Source organism: Tepidiphilus sp. HLB4, from assembly GCF_054823945.1.
Genome location: NZ_JSYB01000087.1, coordinates 23,657 through 38,772 on the forward strand (window position 1 = coordinate 23,657; position 15,116 = coordinate 38,772).

Here is a 15,116-nt window from a genome sequence, read left to right on the forward strand (position 1 = left end):
GCCCGATCCGCCATGCCCCTCCGGCTTCCCCTGTTGCGTACCGTCCTGCTCGCCTGCGCCCTGCTGCCGGCGACGCCCACCGTGTCCGCCGCCGACGCCCACCGGGCGAAACCCGCCGCCAAGGCCGTGCAAGCCAAGGCCGGCAAGCCCGTTGCCAAGCCTGCGGCCGCGCGCAGCATCGACGCGCTCGATCGCGCCCGCGAAGCCTATGCGCGCGGCGATCTCGCCACCCTGCAGATGCTGTTGCCCCAAGTGGCCGACCAGCCGCTGGGCGACTACGTGCTGCTGTGGTCTCTCACCCAGCGCCTCGGCCGCTCCACCGAGACGGTGCTGCCGCAGGAGATCGACGCCTTCCTCGCGCGCCACGGCGATGACGCCCTGGGCGAGCGCCTGCGCCGCGAGCTGCTGCGCGCCGCCGTGCGCGACGGACGCTGGAGCGAGGCGCTGCGCCACTATCGCGCCCTCGCCAAGCCCGACCGCGACGCCCAATGCTGGGGAACGCTCGCCTGGATCCAGGATCGACCCCAATCCGGCGTGCCCACCAACGACGTGCTGCGCCTGCTGGTCTCCACCCCCCGCCCCGGCACCGAATGCCTGCCGCTCTTCGCCACGGCCGCCTTCCAGGGCCGGCTCGACCGGCAGACCCTACGCCAGCGTCTCTACGCTTCGCTCGCCCAGAGCGGCCTTGGTGCGGCGCAAGACTGGCGCGAACTCGCCGGCATGAGCGACGACGAATGGCGCGACGTCGAGCTCGCCACCCGCACCCCGGCTGCCGCCCTCGCCCAGCCCGCTGCCTCGCCCGCAGCGCTCGCCGCCGCCCTCATCGCCCTGGAAAAAGAAGACCCCGAAACCGCGCACGAACGGCTCACCGCCCTGGGCGATCGCCTCGAACCCGAAGCGCGCGACATCGTGCGCTGGTCGCTCGTGCTCTACGCCGCCAAGCGACGCCTGCCGCAGGCCAACGCCTGGGCCGACGAGATCACCCTCTCGCCGCTCTGGATCGAACCGGCGCGCTGGGCCGTGCGCGCGGCGCTCGCCGCCCAGGACTGGGTCAAGGTCTGGCAACGCATCGAGGCGCTCCCGCCCGGCGAGCGCGAACGCAACGAATGGCGCTACTGGCAAGGCTACGCGCTCAAGCAGCTCGGCAAGGACGAACTCGCCGAAGCCATCTTCCGCAAGCTCGAGCGCGGCGATGACTACTACGCCATGCTCGCCGCCCGCGCCCTCGGCCATCCCTGGCGCCTGCCGCCCCAATCCCCGCCGCCGTCGCAGCGCGAGGTGCTCGCCATCGAACGCCACCCCGTGCTGGTACGCATCCTCGCCTTGGCCGAGCGCAACTGGCTCACCGAAGCCAACCGCGAGATCGACGCCTGGAGCCGCAAACTCCCCGCTGCCCAGATGCGCGCCGCGGCGCTCGCCCTCTCGGATGCCGGTCATCTCGATCTGGCCATCCGGCTCGCCGAAGGGACCGACGACGACGGCTTCCTCGTCGCCCGCTACCCGCTCGCCTACCGCGAGCTCGTCGAACGCTACGCCGCCGAGCAGAATATCGATCCCGCCTGGGTCTGGGGCCTGATGCGCCAGGAAAGCCGCTTTCGCGCCGACGCCCGTTCGAGCAGCGGCGCGCTCGGCCTCATGCAGATCATGCCGGCCACCGGCAAGTGGCTCGCCGGCAAACTCGGCATCCCGCGCTTCGACGTCGCCCGCCTGCGCGACCCCGACACCAACGTGATGCTCGGCGTCACCTACATGCGCATGGTCACCGAACAGCTCGACGGCCATCCCGTGCTCGCCACCGGCGCCTACAACGCCGGCCCCGGCCGCATGGGACGGCTGCGGCCGCAGCAGGCGCTCGAGACCGAGATCTACATCGAAAACCTGCCGATCGACGAGACGCGCGACTACATCAAGAAAGTGCTCGCTAACACCGTCGTCTATTCGGCTATCCTGAACGGGGGTAGAGGCAAGGACATCACCGAATTCCTCCTGCCCCTGCCCGGACTGGGCAACGCCGCCGGCGCGCCGGCGCCGGTGCTGGACAACGGATGAACTTCGATGAGGGAGAAACGACCATGACCACCGCGACCGAACGCACCGCCCTCGTCCTCGGCGGCACCGGATTCGTCGGCAGCCACCTGCTCGACCGGCTCGTCGCCGAAGGCTGGCGCGTCGTCGTGCCCACGCGCCGCCTGCAGAATGCGCGCGATCTCAAGCTGCTGCCCACGGTCGAAATCGTCGTAGCCGACGTGCACGACCCGAAGACGCTCGAGCGCCTGTGCGCCGGCAAGTGCCTGGTGGTCAACCTCGTCGGCACCCTGCACTCGCGCCCCGGCACCCCCTACGGCCCCGAGTTTGCCCGCGTCCACGTCGAACTGCCACAAAAACTCGCCGAAGCCTGCCAGGCACAGGACGTGCACCGCCTCATCCACCTGAGCGCCCTTGGCGCCGCGCCCGACGCCCCCTCGCAATACCTGCGCTCCAAGGCGGACGGCGAAGCGCGCATCCGCGCCGCCGGCGACGGGCTCGACTGGACCCTCCTGCGCCCCTCGGCCATCTTCGGCCCCGGCGACTCCTTCCTCAACCGCTTCGCCGCCCTCGCCCGGCTCTTCCCCATCCTGCCCATCGGCGCAGCGCAGGCCAAGCTGCAGCCGGTCTATGTGGGCGACGTCGTCGAGGTCATCCTGCGCGCCGCCGCCACCGCCAAGGCCGCGGGACAAACCTACGAGCTCGCCGGCCCCACCGTCTATACGCTCGCCGAGATCGTCGCCTACGCCGCGCGCACGAGCGGCCATCCGCGCCGCGTGGCGGCGCTCCCGCCGCGGCTCGCCCGGATGCAGGCGTGGCTGCTCGAACACCTCCTGCCCAACCCGCCGCTCACGCGCGACATGCTCGATTCGCTCTCGATCGACAGCGTGGCCCACGGTGAGCCGCTGCCCTTCGGGCTCGAACCCACGCCGATGGAAGCGATCGCGCCGGCCTATCTCGCCAACGATACCTTCCGCAGCCGCTACGTCCTCTGGCGCATGCGCGCCCGGCACGGATGAAGATCTACTGCGTCGGCGGAGCCGTGCGCGACGAACTCCTCGGACGGCCGGTGAGCGACCGCGACTGGGTCGTGGTCGGCGCCACGCCCGAAGAGATGCTCGAGCGCGGCTTCCTGCCCGTGGGCAAGGATTTCCCCGTCTTCCTGCACCCCCAGACGAAAGAGGAATACGCGCTTGCGCGCACCGAGCGCAAGACCGGGCGTGGCTATCACGGCTTCGCCTTTCACGCCAGCCCCGAAGTCACCCTCGAAGAAGACCTCGCGCGGCGCGACCTCACCATCAACGCCATGGCCCGCGACGAAACGGGCCGCCTCATCGACCCCTACGGCGGGCTCGAAGACCTGCGCCGCAAAGTGCTGCGCCACGTCAGCCCGGCGTTTGCCGAAGACCCCGTGCGCATCCTGCGCGTGGCGCGCTTCAGCGCCCGCTTGCCCGACTTCACCCTGGCCCCCGAGACGCTCGCGCTGATGCGGCGCATGGTGGAAGAGGGCGAAGTCGATCACCTCGTACCCGAACGGGTCTGGCAGGAACTCGCCCGCGGCCTCATGGAGCCGCGGCCCGATCGCATGATCGAGGTGCTGCGCGCATGCGGCGCGCTCGCGCGTCTGCTGCCCGAAATCGACACCCTCTTCGGCATCCCCCAGCCGCCAAACCACCACCCCGAGATCGACACCGGCGTGCACGTGCTCGCTGCCCTGCGCGTGGCGGCCGAACGGGCCCTGCCGCTCCCCACCCGCTTCGCCGTGCTGCTGCACGACGTGGGCAAAGGGCGCACGCCGCCAGAACTCTGGCCGCACCATTACGGACACGAAGCCCGCGGCGCGGCGCTCATCCCTTCGATCTGTGCCCGGCTGCGCACGCCCGTCGAGTGCCGCGAACTCGCCGTGCTCACCGCGCGCGAGCACGGACTCATTCACCGCGGCCCGCGCCTTCGCCCCGCCACCCGCGTGCGCGTACTCGAGCGCTGCGACGCCCTGCGCCGCCCCGAGCGTTTCCTACAACTGCTAGATGCCTGCGCCTGCGACGCCCTCGGCCGCCCCGGACTGCACGTAGACTACGCACCGGTCGCCACCCTGTGGCGTGACACGCTGGAGGCGGCCCGCAGCGTCGACGCCGGCGCCATCGCCCGCACCTGCGCCGAACGCAGCCAGATTCCGGCGCGGCTGCACGAAGCGCGCGTGGCCGCGGTCAAGGCGCGCGAACGACGCAAGGAAAACGGCCCCGTCGCCTTATCTTCGCCCACCGCGAAGGACGCCTGACCCCGTAGTATCATGAACGGCTTACCTCGGTACACCGACGCCGGGGAAACCCCAAAGCCCTCTCTACCGAGCCCCAGATGACCGACTGCCTCGAACTGCTGCACGAAGCCCCTGCCCGGGCGCTCGATGTCCCGCCGCTCCTCTTCATCCACGGCGCCTACGTCGGCGCCTGGTGCTGGCAGGAGCACTTCCTGCCCTGGTTCGCCGCCCAAGGGTTCGACGCCTGGGCGCTGTCGCTGCGCGGCCACGGCGGCTCACGCACCAGCCGCCCGCGCGACACGCTCTCCATCGACGACTACGTCGACGACGTGCTGCGCGCCCAGGAACGCCTGCCGGCCGAGCCCATCCTCATCGGCCACTCCATGGGCGGATTCGTCGCCCAGAAAGCGCTTGAGCGCCACCCTTTTCCGGCGATCGTGCTGCTGTGTTCGGTACCGCCCACCGGGCTTGCCGGGTCGCTCCTGCACATGCTGCTGAGCTCGCCCTTGGCGCTGCTCGAGATGAACCTCTTCATGACCGGCAAGCGCAAACCGCACCGCAGCCTGGTCGAGGCACTCTTCCACCATCTGCCGCCCGAAGCGGATCTCGCCCGCTACCTGGCCGCGAGCGGCCCCGAATCGCTGCGCGCCATCTGGGACATGATGGGGTTTTCGCGCATCGATCGAACCAGACAGCACCCCGCACCGGTCCATGTCTTCGGCGCCGAACACGACAAAATCATCCCGCCCGACCAGGTGGAGACCACGGCGCGTTTCTACGGCACCACCGCCCGCATCCTTCCCGAGTTTGGCCACACCCTCATGCTCGAACCAGGCTGGGAGCGCGCCGCGCAGGCCATCGCCCAAGTGCTGCAGCCGGCAGCGCAAGCCGCCTGAACGCGCTCATTCCCAAGGAGGCAGCTCGATCCCCCGCCCCAGCGCGATCACCTTGAAGAGCTCCCCCATCTCGTGCGGCATGATGAGCCGCTGCAGGGCGCGCGCCGCCTTGAGGTACGCGAGGCTCCCCGGCTCGGCGCGTTCCTCCAGCCGCTGCAGGATGCCGTTGGCCAGCAAAAACCCCGCCTGATTCATGAAGGCCAGCGTCTCCAGCCCCTCGGCCTCGGCCGCCTCGGCCACGGCAGTAAAATCGACGAAACTGGTGATGTCCATCGCTCCCGGCAGCCACAGCGGATCCTCCACCACCCGGTGGCGAAAATAGCACTGCAGCGTGCCGCGCCAGCGCCACGGCACGTAATACGTCTCCCGCGGATAACCGTAGTCGATCAAGAGCAGCATGCCCGCCTGCAGGGCACGGGCGAGCGTCCCCACCCAGGCGCGCGCCACCGGATGGATTTCCGTCACGTACTCCTGCCCCTCCAGCCGGGGCAATTCGATCCCCTCCAGCCCGGCGAGCGCCGCCGGCGTCGGCGGACGATCCTCCCAGGCGAGCGCCCCGTCGCGCACCGTCACGCCGCGCTCGAACACCTCCCCTTCGGCCGTGCCCACCAGATGCACCGGCAGCACGTCGAGCACTTCGTTGGCGAGCAGCACCCCGCAGAAAGACTGGGGCACGGCATCGAGCCAGACCACGCGCTCGGCGAGCTCCCCCGCCTGCGCCGCGATCGTCTCCTGCTGGCGCGCACGCAGCGACCCCGATACCTCCAGGATGGCGTAACGCTCGGGCAGCGTCCCGAGCTCGGCGAGCCGGCGCAGCACGTCGGCTGCGAGCAAACCCGTGCCCGCCCCGGCTTCGAGCACGATCCCCCCCGTCTGCCGCAGCACCGGTGCGATCGCCTCGGCGAGCGTCGCCCCGAAGAGCGGCGTGATCTCCGGCGCGGTGATGAAATCTCCCGCCGGGCCGAACTTCGTCGCTCCGCCGCTGTAATAGCCCAGATCCGGCTCGTAGAGCGCCCAGCGCATGTAATCGGCGAACGGCACCCAGCCGCCGGCCTCCCCGATGCGCGCCGCGATGCGCGCGCGCAAGACTTCGCTCGCCGCCATCACTTCCGGCTCCGGCGCCGGCAATCCCCTCGTCGTCCGCTCCCGTTCGAACACTCGAGCCCCCCGTTTCACGCTACCATTGTCTGGTTTCTGCCCGCTGGACGAAGCCATGACCTCCTCGCCCCCCGAGCATCGCCCCGTCGTCCTCATCACCGGCGCCGCCCGGCGCATCGGTGCAGCCATCGCCCGCCATCTGCACGCACACGGCTGGAACGTCGCGCTGCATTATCGCACCTCGGCGACGGCCGCCGAGCAGCTCGCCGCTGAGCTCAACGCCGAGCACTCCGCCAGCGCCGCCGCCTTCGCCGCCGAGCTCGCCGCCCCCTCGTGTGCCCCCGCGCTCGTCGCCGCCGTGCTCGACCGCTTCGGCCGGCTCGACGCGCTGGTCAACAACGCCTCCAGCTTCTACCCCACGCCGCTTCCCGAGGTCACCCCCGGGCAGTGGGAAGATCTGCTCGGCGCCAACGCCCGCGCCCCCTTCTTCCTCACCCAGGCGGCTGCGCCCGAGCTCGCGCGCCGGCGCGGCGCGGTCGTCAATGTCGTCGACATCCACGCCGAGCGGCCGCTACCGCGCTACCCCGTCTACACCGCCGCCAAGGCGGCGCTCGCCGGACTCACCCGGGCGCTCGCCGTCGAACTCGCCCCGGCGGTGCGCGTCAATGGCATCGCCCCCGGCGCCATCCTGTGGCCGGAAGACGATCAATACCCGCCCGCCGAGCGCGAGCGCATCCTTGCCCAGATCCCGCTGCAGCGCCTGGGCGAACCCGGCGACATCGCCCGCGCCGTGCGCTTCCTCCTGGAAGACGCCCCCTACGTCACCGGCCAGATCCTCGCCGTCGATGGCGGGCGCAGCCTCGCCCTCTAGGGGACGCTGAAGAAATGAGCGAGCGGGATGAAACGCAAGGCGGAAGGTAGCGCAGCGACCGAGACATATCGAGTAGATAGGCGAGGGATCGAGCACCGCGCAACGCAGCAATTCGCCCGCGCAGCGAATCATTCAGCGTTTCCCTGACGCGGACGGACTATACTGAACTCTATCCGACTTCGTCGCCTTGCTGCTCGCCGAACCCGACGCCCGCGAACTCGCCCGTGGATACGGCCCGGAGCGTTTCGGCGTATGATTTCGTACCATAACGACCACCTTGGGAGCACCCAATGAAACGTCTCGTCCCGGCACTGATCGCCGCCTGCCTGAGCCTGCCCGTCCTCGCCCAGGACAAGAATTCGATGACCGCCTTCTACGGCCAAGACGGGGACATCGACCGCTATGGCCTCTCCTACCGCTTCAAGCCCTTCTGGGGCGACGTCTGGGGCGGCTGGCAGGCCACCCTCTCGCCCGAAGTCGAAGCCTCCTACCTCGAGTACGACGGCAACCATCCAGGCAATGACGATGCCGGCGAGCTCGGCGCGCTCCTGCGCTTCCGCCTCGAACGCGGCATGGGCGCCGTGCGCCCCTACCTCGACCTCGGCCTCGGCGGTGCCGGCTTCACCGACACCCATCTCGGCGACAAGGACCTGGGCAGCGCCTTCCAGTTTACCGAGCACGTCGGCTTCGGCCTGTCGATCGACCAGACCTGGTCCATCGGCTACCGCTACACGCACTACTCCAACGCCAACATCGCCGACGACAACGACGGGCTCGACCTGCACAACGTCGTGCTCGAAGTGAAATTCTGACGATGAGTTACTTCCGCCGCCATGTCTTCTTCTGCTGCAACCAGCGCCCGGCGGGCGAAGCCTGCTGCGAAAACCACGGCGCGAGCGCCCTGCTCGCGCATGCCAAGGCCCGCATCGAGGCGCTGGGCTTGAAGGGCAAAGGGGCAGTACGCATCAACAAGGCCGGCTGCCTCGGACGCTGCGACGAAGGGCCGGTGCTGGTCGTCTACCCCGAAGGCGTGTGGTACACCTACCTCGACGAGGCCGACATCGACGAGATCATCGACGAGCATCTCGTCGGTGGCCGCCCCGTCGAGCGCTTGCGACTGCCCGATTGACCATGACCCGCATCCGCATCGAGACCCTGCTCGTCCCCGGCCCGGCCGGCACGATCGAAGTCCTCGCCGACCTGCCCGCCGCGCCACGCGGCGTGGCGCTCGTCTGCCACCCCCACCCGCTCTTCGGCGGAGCCAACACCAACAAGGTCACCTACACCCTCGCGCGCGCCTACGCCGAACTCGGCTACGCCGCACTGCGGCCCAACTTTCGCGGCGTCGGGCAAAGCGCCGGCCGGCACGACCACGGCGAAGGCGAAACGGAAGACATGCTGGCGCTGCTGGCTTGGGCGCGCGGGCGTTGGGGCGAGGGCGAACTTGCGCTCGCGGGCTTTTCTTTCGGTGCCTACGTGCAGACCCGCGTCGTCGGCCGGCTCCCCGGCCCGCCGCGCCACCTCACCCTCGTGGGTCTGCCGCATGGCCTCGCGCTCGGCAGCGGCAAGCAATACGACACTCCTCTACTTCCCGAGACGCTGCCGGCACTGCTGATCCACGGCGAGCACGACGACATCGCCCCGCTCGCGCGCGTCTTCGACTGGGCCCGTCCCCAGACGCGGCCCGTCGTCGTCATCCCCGGGGCGGACCACTTCTTTCACGGCAAACTCGCCCTCATCAAGACGCTGGTGCAGCGCGACCACGCCGCCGGCCGATGAGCGACGCGGACGGGCGCTGCCTCCCTGGCGCCCCCGTCCTTCCCTCGCGGCTCACATGCTGCGCCGGTACTGCCCGCCCACCTCGTAGAGCGCCTGCGACAGCTGCCCCAGCGAGCAGTAGCGCACCGCGTCCATCAGCACCTCGAAGACGTTGCCGCCGGCCATGGCCGTTTCCTTGACCTTGGCGAGCCACTTCGGCGCCTCCTCGCGGTTGCGTTCGTGGAATTCCCGCAGGCGGCGCAGCTGGCTTTGCTTCTCTTCCTCGGTCGAGCGCGCGAGCTCGAGCTTCTCGGGGATGACGTCGCCCTTCGGATTGCGGAAGGTATTCACCCCGATGATGGGCAGGCTCCCGTCGTGCTTCTTCTGCTCGTAATAGAGCGATTCTTCCTGGATCTTGCTGCGCTGATAGCCCGTCTCCATCGCCCCGAGCACCCCGCCGCGTTCGGCCAGACGCTCGAACTCGCGCAACACCTCCTCTTCCACGAGGTCGGTGAGCTCCTCGATGATGAAGCTGCCCTGGTTCGGGTTCTCGTTCTTCGCCAGACCCCACTCGCGGTTGATGATGAGCTGGATCGCCATCGCCCGGCGCACCGACTCCTCCGTGGGCGTGGTGATCGCCTCGTCGTAGGCGTTGGTATGCAGGCTGTTGCAGTTGTCGTAGATGGCGACGAGCGCCTGCAAGGTGGTGCGGATGTCGTTGAAATCCATCTCCTGCGCGTGCAGCGAGCGCCCCGAAGTCTGGATGTGGTACTTCAGCTTCTGGCTGCGCTCGTTGGCCCCGTAGCGATGCTTCATGGCGATCGCCCAGATGCGCCGCGCCACGCGCCCGATCACGCCGTACTCCGGATCCATGCCGTTGCTGAAGAAGAAGGAAAGGTTGGGCGCGAAGTCGTCGATGTGCATGCCGCGCGCCAGATACGACTCGACGTAGGTAAAGCCGTTGGCGAGCGTGAAGGCGAGCTGGGTGATCGGGTTGGCGCCGGCCTCGGCGATGTGATAACCCGAGATCGACACCGAATAGAAGTTGCGCACGTCGTGATGGACGAAGTATTCCTGGATGTCGCCCATCAGCTTCAGGGCGAACTCCGTGGAGAAGATGCACGTGTTCTGGCCCTGATCCTCCTTGAGGATGTCGGCCTGCACCGTGCCGCGCACCGTGGAGAGCACCCACTCCTTGATCTTCTCGGCCTCCTCCTCGGTGGGTTCGCGCCCGTTCTGCTCGCGGAACTTGTCGAGCTGCTGGTCGATGGCGGTGTTGAAGAACATCGCCAGGATCATCGGCGCGGGCCCGTTGATGGTCATCGACACCGACGTGTTCGGCGCGCACAGATCGAATCCCGAGTAGAGCACCTTCATGTCGTCGAGCGTGGCCACCGACACGCCCGAGTTGCCGATCTTGCCGTAGATGTCGGGACGCTCGTCCGGATCGCAGCCGTAGAGGGTGACCGAATCGAAGGCGGTGGAGAGCCGCGCCGCCGGCATCCCTTCGGTGAGCTTGCGGAAACGCCGGTTGGTGCGGAAAGGATCCCCCTCGCCGGCGAACATGCGGGTCGGATCCTCGTTCTCGCGCTTGAAGGCGAAGACCCCGGCCGTGTAAGGGAAAGAGCCGGGCACGTTCTCCTTCATGAGAAACTTGAGCACCTCGCCCTCGTCCTCGAATGCGGGCAGCGCCACCTTGCGGATCTTGTTGCCCGAGAGCGACTCGTGATAGAGCTTGGTGCGGATCTCCTTGTCGCGGATCTTCACCACGTACTCGTCCTGGGCGTAGAGCTCCCGCAAGGTCGGCCACTGTTCGAGCAGCTTCTTGGCGTGCGGCGTGAGTTCCCCGTCCTTCCAGGCGATGAGCTCGTCGAAATGCTCGGCCGGCTTGCCGCAGCGCTCGAAGAGCGCCTTGGCGATGCGCAGGGACTGACGCTCGCGCGCGATCCTGGCCTGCGCCTGCACCTGGCGATGGTAGTCGCGCACCGTCTGGGCGATCTCGGCCAGATAACGGGTACGCTCGGCCGGGATGATGGCCCGCCCCTTGCTGGATGCGCGCACCAACACCAACGGCAGTTTGCCCGGAATCTTCGCATCCAGTCCCTGCGCCACCAGCCGCGGCAGCATGGCCTGGTAGAGGGCGGTCACGCCGTCGTCGGCGAAGCGCGAGGCCATGGTACCGAAGACGGGCATCTCTTCCGGCGCCAGATGGAAGAGCTCGCGGTTGCGCTGATACTGCTTGCGCACGTCGCGCAGCGCATCCTCCGCCCCCTTGCGGTCGAACTTGTTGATCGCCACGAAATCGGCGAAATCGAGCATGTCGATCTTCTCGAGCTGGCTCGCGGCGCCGAACTCCGGCGTCATCACGTAGAGCGAGGTGTCCACGTAAGGCACGATGGCCGCATCCCCCTGGCCGATGCCGGAAGTCTCGACGATGACGAAATCGTAGCCGGTGAGCTTGCAGGCGGCGATCACTTCCCTGAGCGAGCGCGACACCTCGCTGCCCGTGTCGCGCGTGGCGAGCGAGCGCATGTAGATGTTCTCGTGCTCGATCGAATTCATGCGGATGCGATCGCCCAGCAGCGCCCCGCCGGTGCGCTTGCGCGAGGGGTCGATGGAGATGACGGCGATTTTCAGCCGGTCCTCCTGGTCCAGCCGGAAGCGGCGCACCAGCTCGTCGGTGAGTGAGCTCTTGCCCGCCCCGCCGGTGCCGGTGATGCCGAGCGTGGGCACGCGCAGCGAAGCGGCCGCCTCCAGTAGCCCCCGGCGGATGGAGGCGGGATAGGCGTCGTTCTCCAGCGCCGTGATCACGCGCGCGAGCGTGCGCCAGTCGCCCTGCCCCAGCCGCTCGAGGATCTCCTCGAGCGTGGCCGGCGCCTCGTGGCTGAGATCGAAGTCGGCGCGCTGCACCACGTCGTTGATCATGCCCTGCAGCCCAAAGCGGGCGCCGTCCTCGGGCGAATAGATGCGCTCCACCCCGTAGGCCTCGAGCTCGCGGATCTCGGGCGGCACGATCACCCCGCCCCCGCCGCCGAACACCTTGATCTTCTCGCCGCCGTTCGCCCGCAGCAGATCGACCATGTACTTGAAGAACTCGACGTGCCCGCCCTGGTAGCTCGTCACGGCGATCCCCTGCACGTCCTCCTGCAGCGCCGCGCGCACGATCTCGCCCGCCGAGCGGTTGTGCCCCAGGTGGATCACCTCGCAGCCGGTCGCTTGCAGGATGCGGCGCATGATGTTGATCGAGGCGTCGTGCCCGTCGAAGAGCGCCGCCGCGGTGACGAAGCGCACCTTGTTCTTCGGCTTGTACGGGGCGATTTTGTGCTGGACGTGCGGATCGCTCATGAAAGTCCCTCCTCGTGCGATGCGGTTTTTTCAAACGGAAATGTAGCGCGAAGATGACGTTGACGTCAACGTCAACCGAGAGGCGGGTACGAGTTCCCGCCGCCGTCACAAAAGAAAAGGGGCCGAAGCCCCTTTCCCCGATGGAATGGAAAAACGACCGGTCGGCGTCAGAAGGAATGGGACATGCCGACGAAGAAGAGGTCGGTGTCGTCCACCTTGCCCGTCCCAGAATGACCATTGAAGGAGGAATCGGTCTGCCCCAGGTTGAAGGCGTCGTTCCAGGTGAGATCGTCGTAGTCGATCTTGTTGTAGCCGAGATACCCGGTGGTGCGCTTGGAGAACGCATGGGTATAGGCCACAGTGAAGGACTTGGGCTTCACGTCGCGCGACAGGACATTGTCCACCTTGTCGAGATCGGCCTGCCCGTAGGAGAAGTGGATGTTGCCCACGCCCACCGGCACGATCACGCCCACCTGCCACAGATCGACGTCGAAACCGTTCACCCCCATCACGTCGCGGCCCTGCTGGTAGGAGCCGGCGAGCGTAGCCATGCCAAAGTTGTAGGAGGCGCCCAGGAACCATTCTTTCTGGGTATCATCCCCTTTGGCGTACTTATCGGAGACGTTCTGCCCGCTGTACTTGATGCCGTGGTAGATGGCGCCGACTTTCAGCGGGCCGTTGTCGTAGCGCAGGGCCAGGCCATATTTGTCGTCGTCGTCGTAATCGACGCGCTTGCCGTTGGGGCTGAGAAGATTTTTCCCCGAGTCGCTTTCGCGGTTACCCGCCGAATAAATGGCGCTCAAGGAAACGGACTGAAAGACCCCGTCGTAGGCCACGGCGTTGTTCCAGCGCGCCGGCGAGTTCGGGGTGATGGTCAGATTGCCCAGCAGCGACAGCCAGCTCTGTGGGCTGGGCGTCGCCGAGAGCAACGCGTCGTAGGCATAGATGAAATAGCCCGGCGCGTATTGACGGCCCAACGCGACCTGACCGAACGAACCTTTCAGACCCACGTAGGCCTGGCGGGTAAACGTCTGGCTGCCGCCGTTGTATGCATCGTCGGCGCCGGACATGCAGCAGGATTTGCCGTTGTCGATATTGAAGCCTTGCTCGAGCACGAACACGGCCTTCAGGCCGCTGCCGAGGGCTTCCTCGCCGCGAAAACCGACGCGGCTGCCGTTGAGGCCGCCGTCGTCCACGCCGGAGGTATCATCCCCCATCCACTGACCGTACTTCAGGAAGGCATCGGCCACGCCGTAGAGCTGGATGGAGGAGGATTGTTGCGCCCAGAGCGGGGCGGAGGCAAGGCTCGCAACCGCCAGCGCGATCAGCTTTTTTTGCACTTTTTTCATGGAATTCTCCTTGCATTCGATCGGGAAAAACGCCGCGGAACTCCTCTCCGTCGAACGTTCGTCTTCTACACGGACGAAGTGGACGGATTATCGCGAGCCCGGCGAAGCAAAGCAAGGAGAGCCCCAGGAATGCGCTCCATGCCCGGCCAACGTTCTGTTGCATCGGCGCAACGGCCGCGAACGCAGGAGCAGGAGGAGACAAAAAAGGGAAGAGGACAAGCCCCTTCCCTTTCTTCAAGAACGACTATCCCTCAACCAAGCTCATCAGAACTTGTGGTTGATACCGACGTAGAAGAGGTCGGTGTCGTCCACTTTTTCCGTGCCAGCATGGCCGTTGAGATTGTTACCGAGAACCCCGGCCTCGCTCCACAGCAGGTCGTCGTAGTCGACCTTGGTGTAGCCGACGTAGCCGGTGGTGCGCTTGGAGAGCGCATGGGTGTAGGCAACGGTGAAGGACTTGGGCTTGACATCATCCTGCAGCAAGTCGGCTTTGTCGACATCGCCTTGAGCATAGGCGACGTGAATGTTGCCCGCGCCGACAGGAACGATCACGCCCACCTGCCAGAGATCGATGTCGAGGCCGTTCCAACCCAGGACGTCGCGGCCTTGCTGATAGGAGCCGGCGAGCGTAGCCATGCCGAAGTTGTAGGAGGCGCCGATCAACCATTCTTTCTGGGTTTCGTCGGCCTTCACACCAGCGATCTTATTGGAACCGCTGAATTTAATCCCTTGATAGATACCGCCGATCTTCAACGGGCCGTTGTCGTACTTCAGCGAGACACCGTACTTGTCGTCATCATTGTTGTCATCACCATTCTTGACATCGGTCTCCCGGTTACCCGCCGAATAAATACCGGAGAGACTCACCGACTGGAAGGTGCCGTTGTAGGTAACCGAGTTGTTCCAGCGCGCAGCCGAGTTCGGGGTGATGGTGAGCCGGGTGAAGTTGGACAGCAGGCTCATCGGGCTGACGTAGGCATTGAGCAGAGCGTCGTACTCGCCGGTGAAGTAGCCCGGGGCGTATTGACGACCCAGGGCGACCTGGCCGAAGTTGCCTTTCAGGCCGACGTAGGCCTGGCGGGTGAAGACGTCGTCCCCTCCCTGAGCCGAGTCCGCGCCGGAGATGGCGGTGGATTGACCATTGTCGATGTTGAACCCCTGCTCCAGCAGGAACACGGCCTTGAGCCCGCTGCCGAGGTCTTCCTCGCCGCGGAAGCCGATGCGGCTGCCTGCCAGACCGCCGGAGTCGACGCCCATCGCGTCGTCACCCATGAAGTCGCCGTACTTCATGTAGGCGTCGGCGACACCGTAGATCTGGATGTTCGACTGCGCGAACACCGGCGCGGAGACGAGGCCCGCCACCGCCAGTGCGATCAGTTTCTTTTGCATTGTGTTTCTCCTCTCTTGCAAGAAGGAATCCCGTTTCGGGCGGACGAGCCGCAATGATTCCGCCCACCGAAAAGCATCACCATGTCGGCGAAGCTTGAGATGCATTGTTGCGCAGGGGGACGAACCTT

Annotated in this window: 12 protein-coding genes; 8 read left to right on the forward strand and 4 right to left on the reverse strand. The window is 67.1% G+C overall.

Annotation, left to right across the window (positions count from 1 at the left end; genetic code table 11):
- The first annotated feature begins 12 nt into the window (after positions 1–12).
- From OA56_RS10245 to OA56_RS10260, 4 genes are all read left to right on the forward strand, one after another.
- Positions 13–2,049: a lytic transglycosylase domain-containing protein gene (locus tag OA56_RS10245; protein ID WP_461585125.1), complete on the forward strand. Its 2,037-nt coding sequence runs from the start codon at positions 13–15 to the stop codon at positions 2,047–2,049.
- A gap of 23 nt (positions 2,050–2,072) precedes the next feature.
- Positions 2,073–3,044, forward strand: a complete 972-nt coding sequence (locus OA56_RS10250) for a complex I NDUFA9 subunit family protein (RefSeq protein WP_461585127.1) — start codon at positions 2,073–2,075, stop codon at positions 3,042–3,044.
- Positions 3,041–4,303 (forward strand): multifunctional CCA addition/repair protein, encoded by a 1,263-nt coding sequence (locus OA56_RS10255; protein ID WP_461585129.1) that lies wholly within the window; start codon positions 3,041–3,043, stop codon positions 4,301–4,303. Before OA56_RS10250 ends, OA56_RS10255 begins: the two co-directional genes overlap by 4 nt.
- A 77-nt stretch (positions 4,304–4,380) precedes the next feature.
- Positions 4,381–5,178, forward strand: a complete 798-nt coding sequence (locus OA56_RS10260; protein ID WP_141056491.1) for an alpha/beta hydrolase — start codon at positions 4,381–4,383, stop codon at positions 5,176–5,178.
- 6 nt (positions 5,179–5,184) lie between these two features.
- Here OA56_RS10260 and OA56_RS10265 read toward each other — a convergent pair whose 3' ends face one another.
- The gene (locus tag OA56_RS10265) at positions 5,185–6,393 is read right to left on the reverse strand and encodes a class I SAM-dependent methyltransferase (RefSeq protein WP_461585132.1); all 1,209 of its coding nucleotides are present in this window, start codon (positions 6,391–6,393) and stop codon (positions 5,185–5,187) included.
- Between OA56_RS10265 and OA56_RS10270 the strand changes: the two genes are divergently transcribed.
- From OA56_RS10270 to OA56_RS10285, 4 genes are all read left to right on the forward strand, one after another.
- Positions 6,392–7,147 carry a pteridine reductase gene (locus OA56_RS10270; RefSeq protein WP_055423924.1) on the forward strand — a complete coding sequence of 252 codons (756 nt, stop codon included), beginning with the start codon at positions 6,392–6,394 and terminating at the stop codon, positions 7,145–7,147. The two genes, OA56_RS10265 and OA56_RS10270, sit on opposite strands and share 2 nt — an antisense overlap.
- Before the next feature lie 290 nt (positions 7,148–7,437).
- On the forward strand, positions 7,438–7,959 hold the full coding sequence (locus OA56_RS10275) for an acyloxyacyl hydrolase (protein ID WP_055423893.1): 522 nt from the start codon (positions 7,438–7,440) through the stop codon (positions 7,957–7,959).
- A gap of 2 nt (positions 7,960–7,961) precedes the next feature.
- Positions 7,962–8,276, forward strand: coding sequence for a (2Fe-2S) ferredoxin domain-containing protein (locus OA56_RS10280; protein ID WP_055423892.1), 315 nt, complete (start codon positions 7,962–7,964; stop codon positions 8,274–8,276).
- Between the two features lie 2 nt (positions 8,277–8,278).
- Positions 8,279–8,926 carry an alpha/beta hydrolase gene (locus tag OA56_RS10285; protein ID WP_461585135.1) on the forward strand — a complete coding sequence of 216 codons (648 nt, stop codon included), beginning with the start codon at positions 8,279–8,281 and terminating at the stop codon, positions 8,924–8,926.
- A 51-nt stretch (positions 8,927–8,977) separates the two neighbouring features.
- On the opposite strand, the gene icmF is transcribed toward OA56_RS10285, so the two are convergent.
- The 3 genes from icmF to OA56_RS10300 all read right to left on the reverse strand — a co-directional run bounded on the left by icmF (position 8,978) and on the right by OA56_RS10300 (position 14,988).
- A complete protein-coding gene (icmF, locus tag OA56_RS10290; RefSeq protein WP_461585137.1) occupies positions 8,978–12,250 on the reverse strand; it encodes a fused isobutyryl-CoA mutase/GTPase IcmF in 3,273 nt (1,090 codons plus the stop codon).
- A gap of 167 nt (positions 12,251–12,417) precedes the next feature.
- Positions 12,418–13,599 carry a porin gene (locus OA56_RS10295; RefSeq protein WP_461585139.1) on the reverse strand — a complete coding sequence of 394 codons (1,182 nt, stop codon included), beginning with the start codon at positions 13,597–13,599 and terminating at the stop codon, positions 12,418–12,420.
- Positions 13,600–13,863: 264 nt separating this feature from the next.
- Entirely contained in the window at positions 13,864–14,988 is a 1,125-nt protein-coding gene (locus OA56_RS10300) for a porin (RefSeq protein WP_461585141.1), read from the reverse strand.
- Positions 14,989–15,116: the final 128 nt, after the last annotated feature.

Bases quoted from the DNA above. Each gene is read 5' to 3' on its own strand.
- OA56_RS10285 (WP_461585135.1), top strand. From the start codon at position 8,279: ATGACCCGCATCCGCATCGAGACCCTGCTCGTCCCCGGCCCGGCCGGC.
- OA56_RS10300 (WP_461585141.1), bottom strand. From the start codon at position 14,988: ATGCAAAAGAAACTGATCGCACTGGCGGTGGCGGGCCTCGTCTCCGCG.
- OA56_RS10250 (WP_461585127.1), top strand. From the start codon at position 2,073: ATGACCACCGCGACCGAACGCACCGCCCTCGTCCTCGGCGGCACCGGA.
- OA56_RS10295 (WP_461585139.1), bottom strand. From the start codon at position 13,599: ATGAAAAAAGTGCAAAAAAAGCTGATCGCGCTGGCGGTTGCGAGCCTT.
- icmF (WP_461585137.1), bottom strand. From the start codon at position 12,250: ATGAGCGATCCGCACGTCCAGCACAAAATCGCCCCGTACAAGCCGAAG.
- OA56_RS10260 (WP_141056491.1), top strand. From the start codon at position 4,381: ATGACCGACTGCCTCGAACTGCTGCACGAAGCCCCTGCCCGGGCGCTC.
- OA56_RS10265 (WP_461585132.1), bottom strand. From the start codon at position 6,393: ATGGCTTCGTCCAGCGGGCAGAAACCAGACAATGGTAGCGTGAAACGG.
- OA56_RS10255 (WP_461585129.1), top strand. From the start codon at position 3,041: ATGAAGATCTACTGCGTCGGCGGAGCCGTGCGCGACGAACTCCTCGGA.
- OA56_RS10270 (WP_055423924.1), top strand. From the start codon at position 6,392: ATGACCTCCTCGCCCCCCGAGCATCGCCCCGTCGTCCTCATCACCGGC.
- OA56_RS10280 (WP_055423892.1), top strand. From the start codon at position 7,962: ATGAGTTACTTCCGCCGCCATGTCTTCTTCTGCTGCAACCAGCGCCCG.
- OA56_RS10275 (WP_055423893.1), top strand. From the start codon at position 7,438: ATGAAACGTCTCGTCCCGGCACTGATCGCCGCCTGCCTGAGCCTGCCC.
- OA56_RS10245 (WP_461585125.1), top strand. From the start codon at position 13: ATGCCCCTCCGGCTTCCCCTGTTGCGTACCGTCCTGCTCGCCTGCGCC.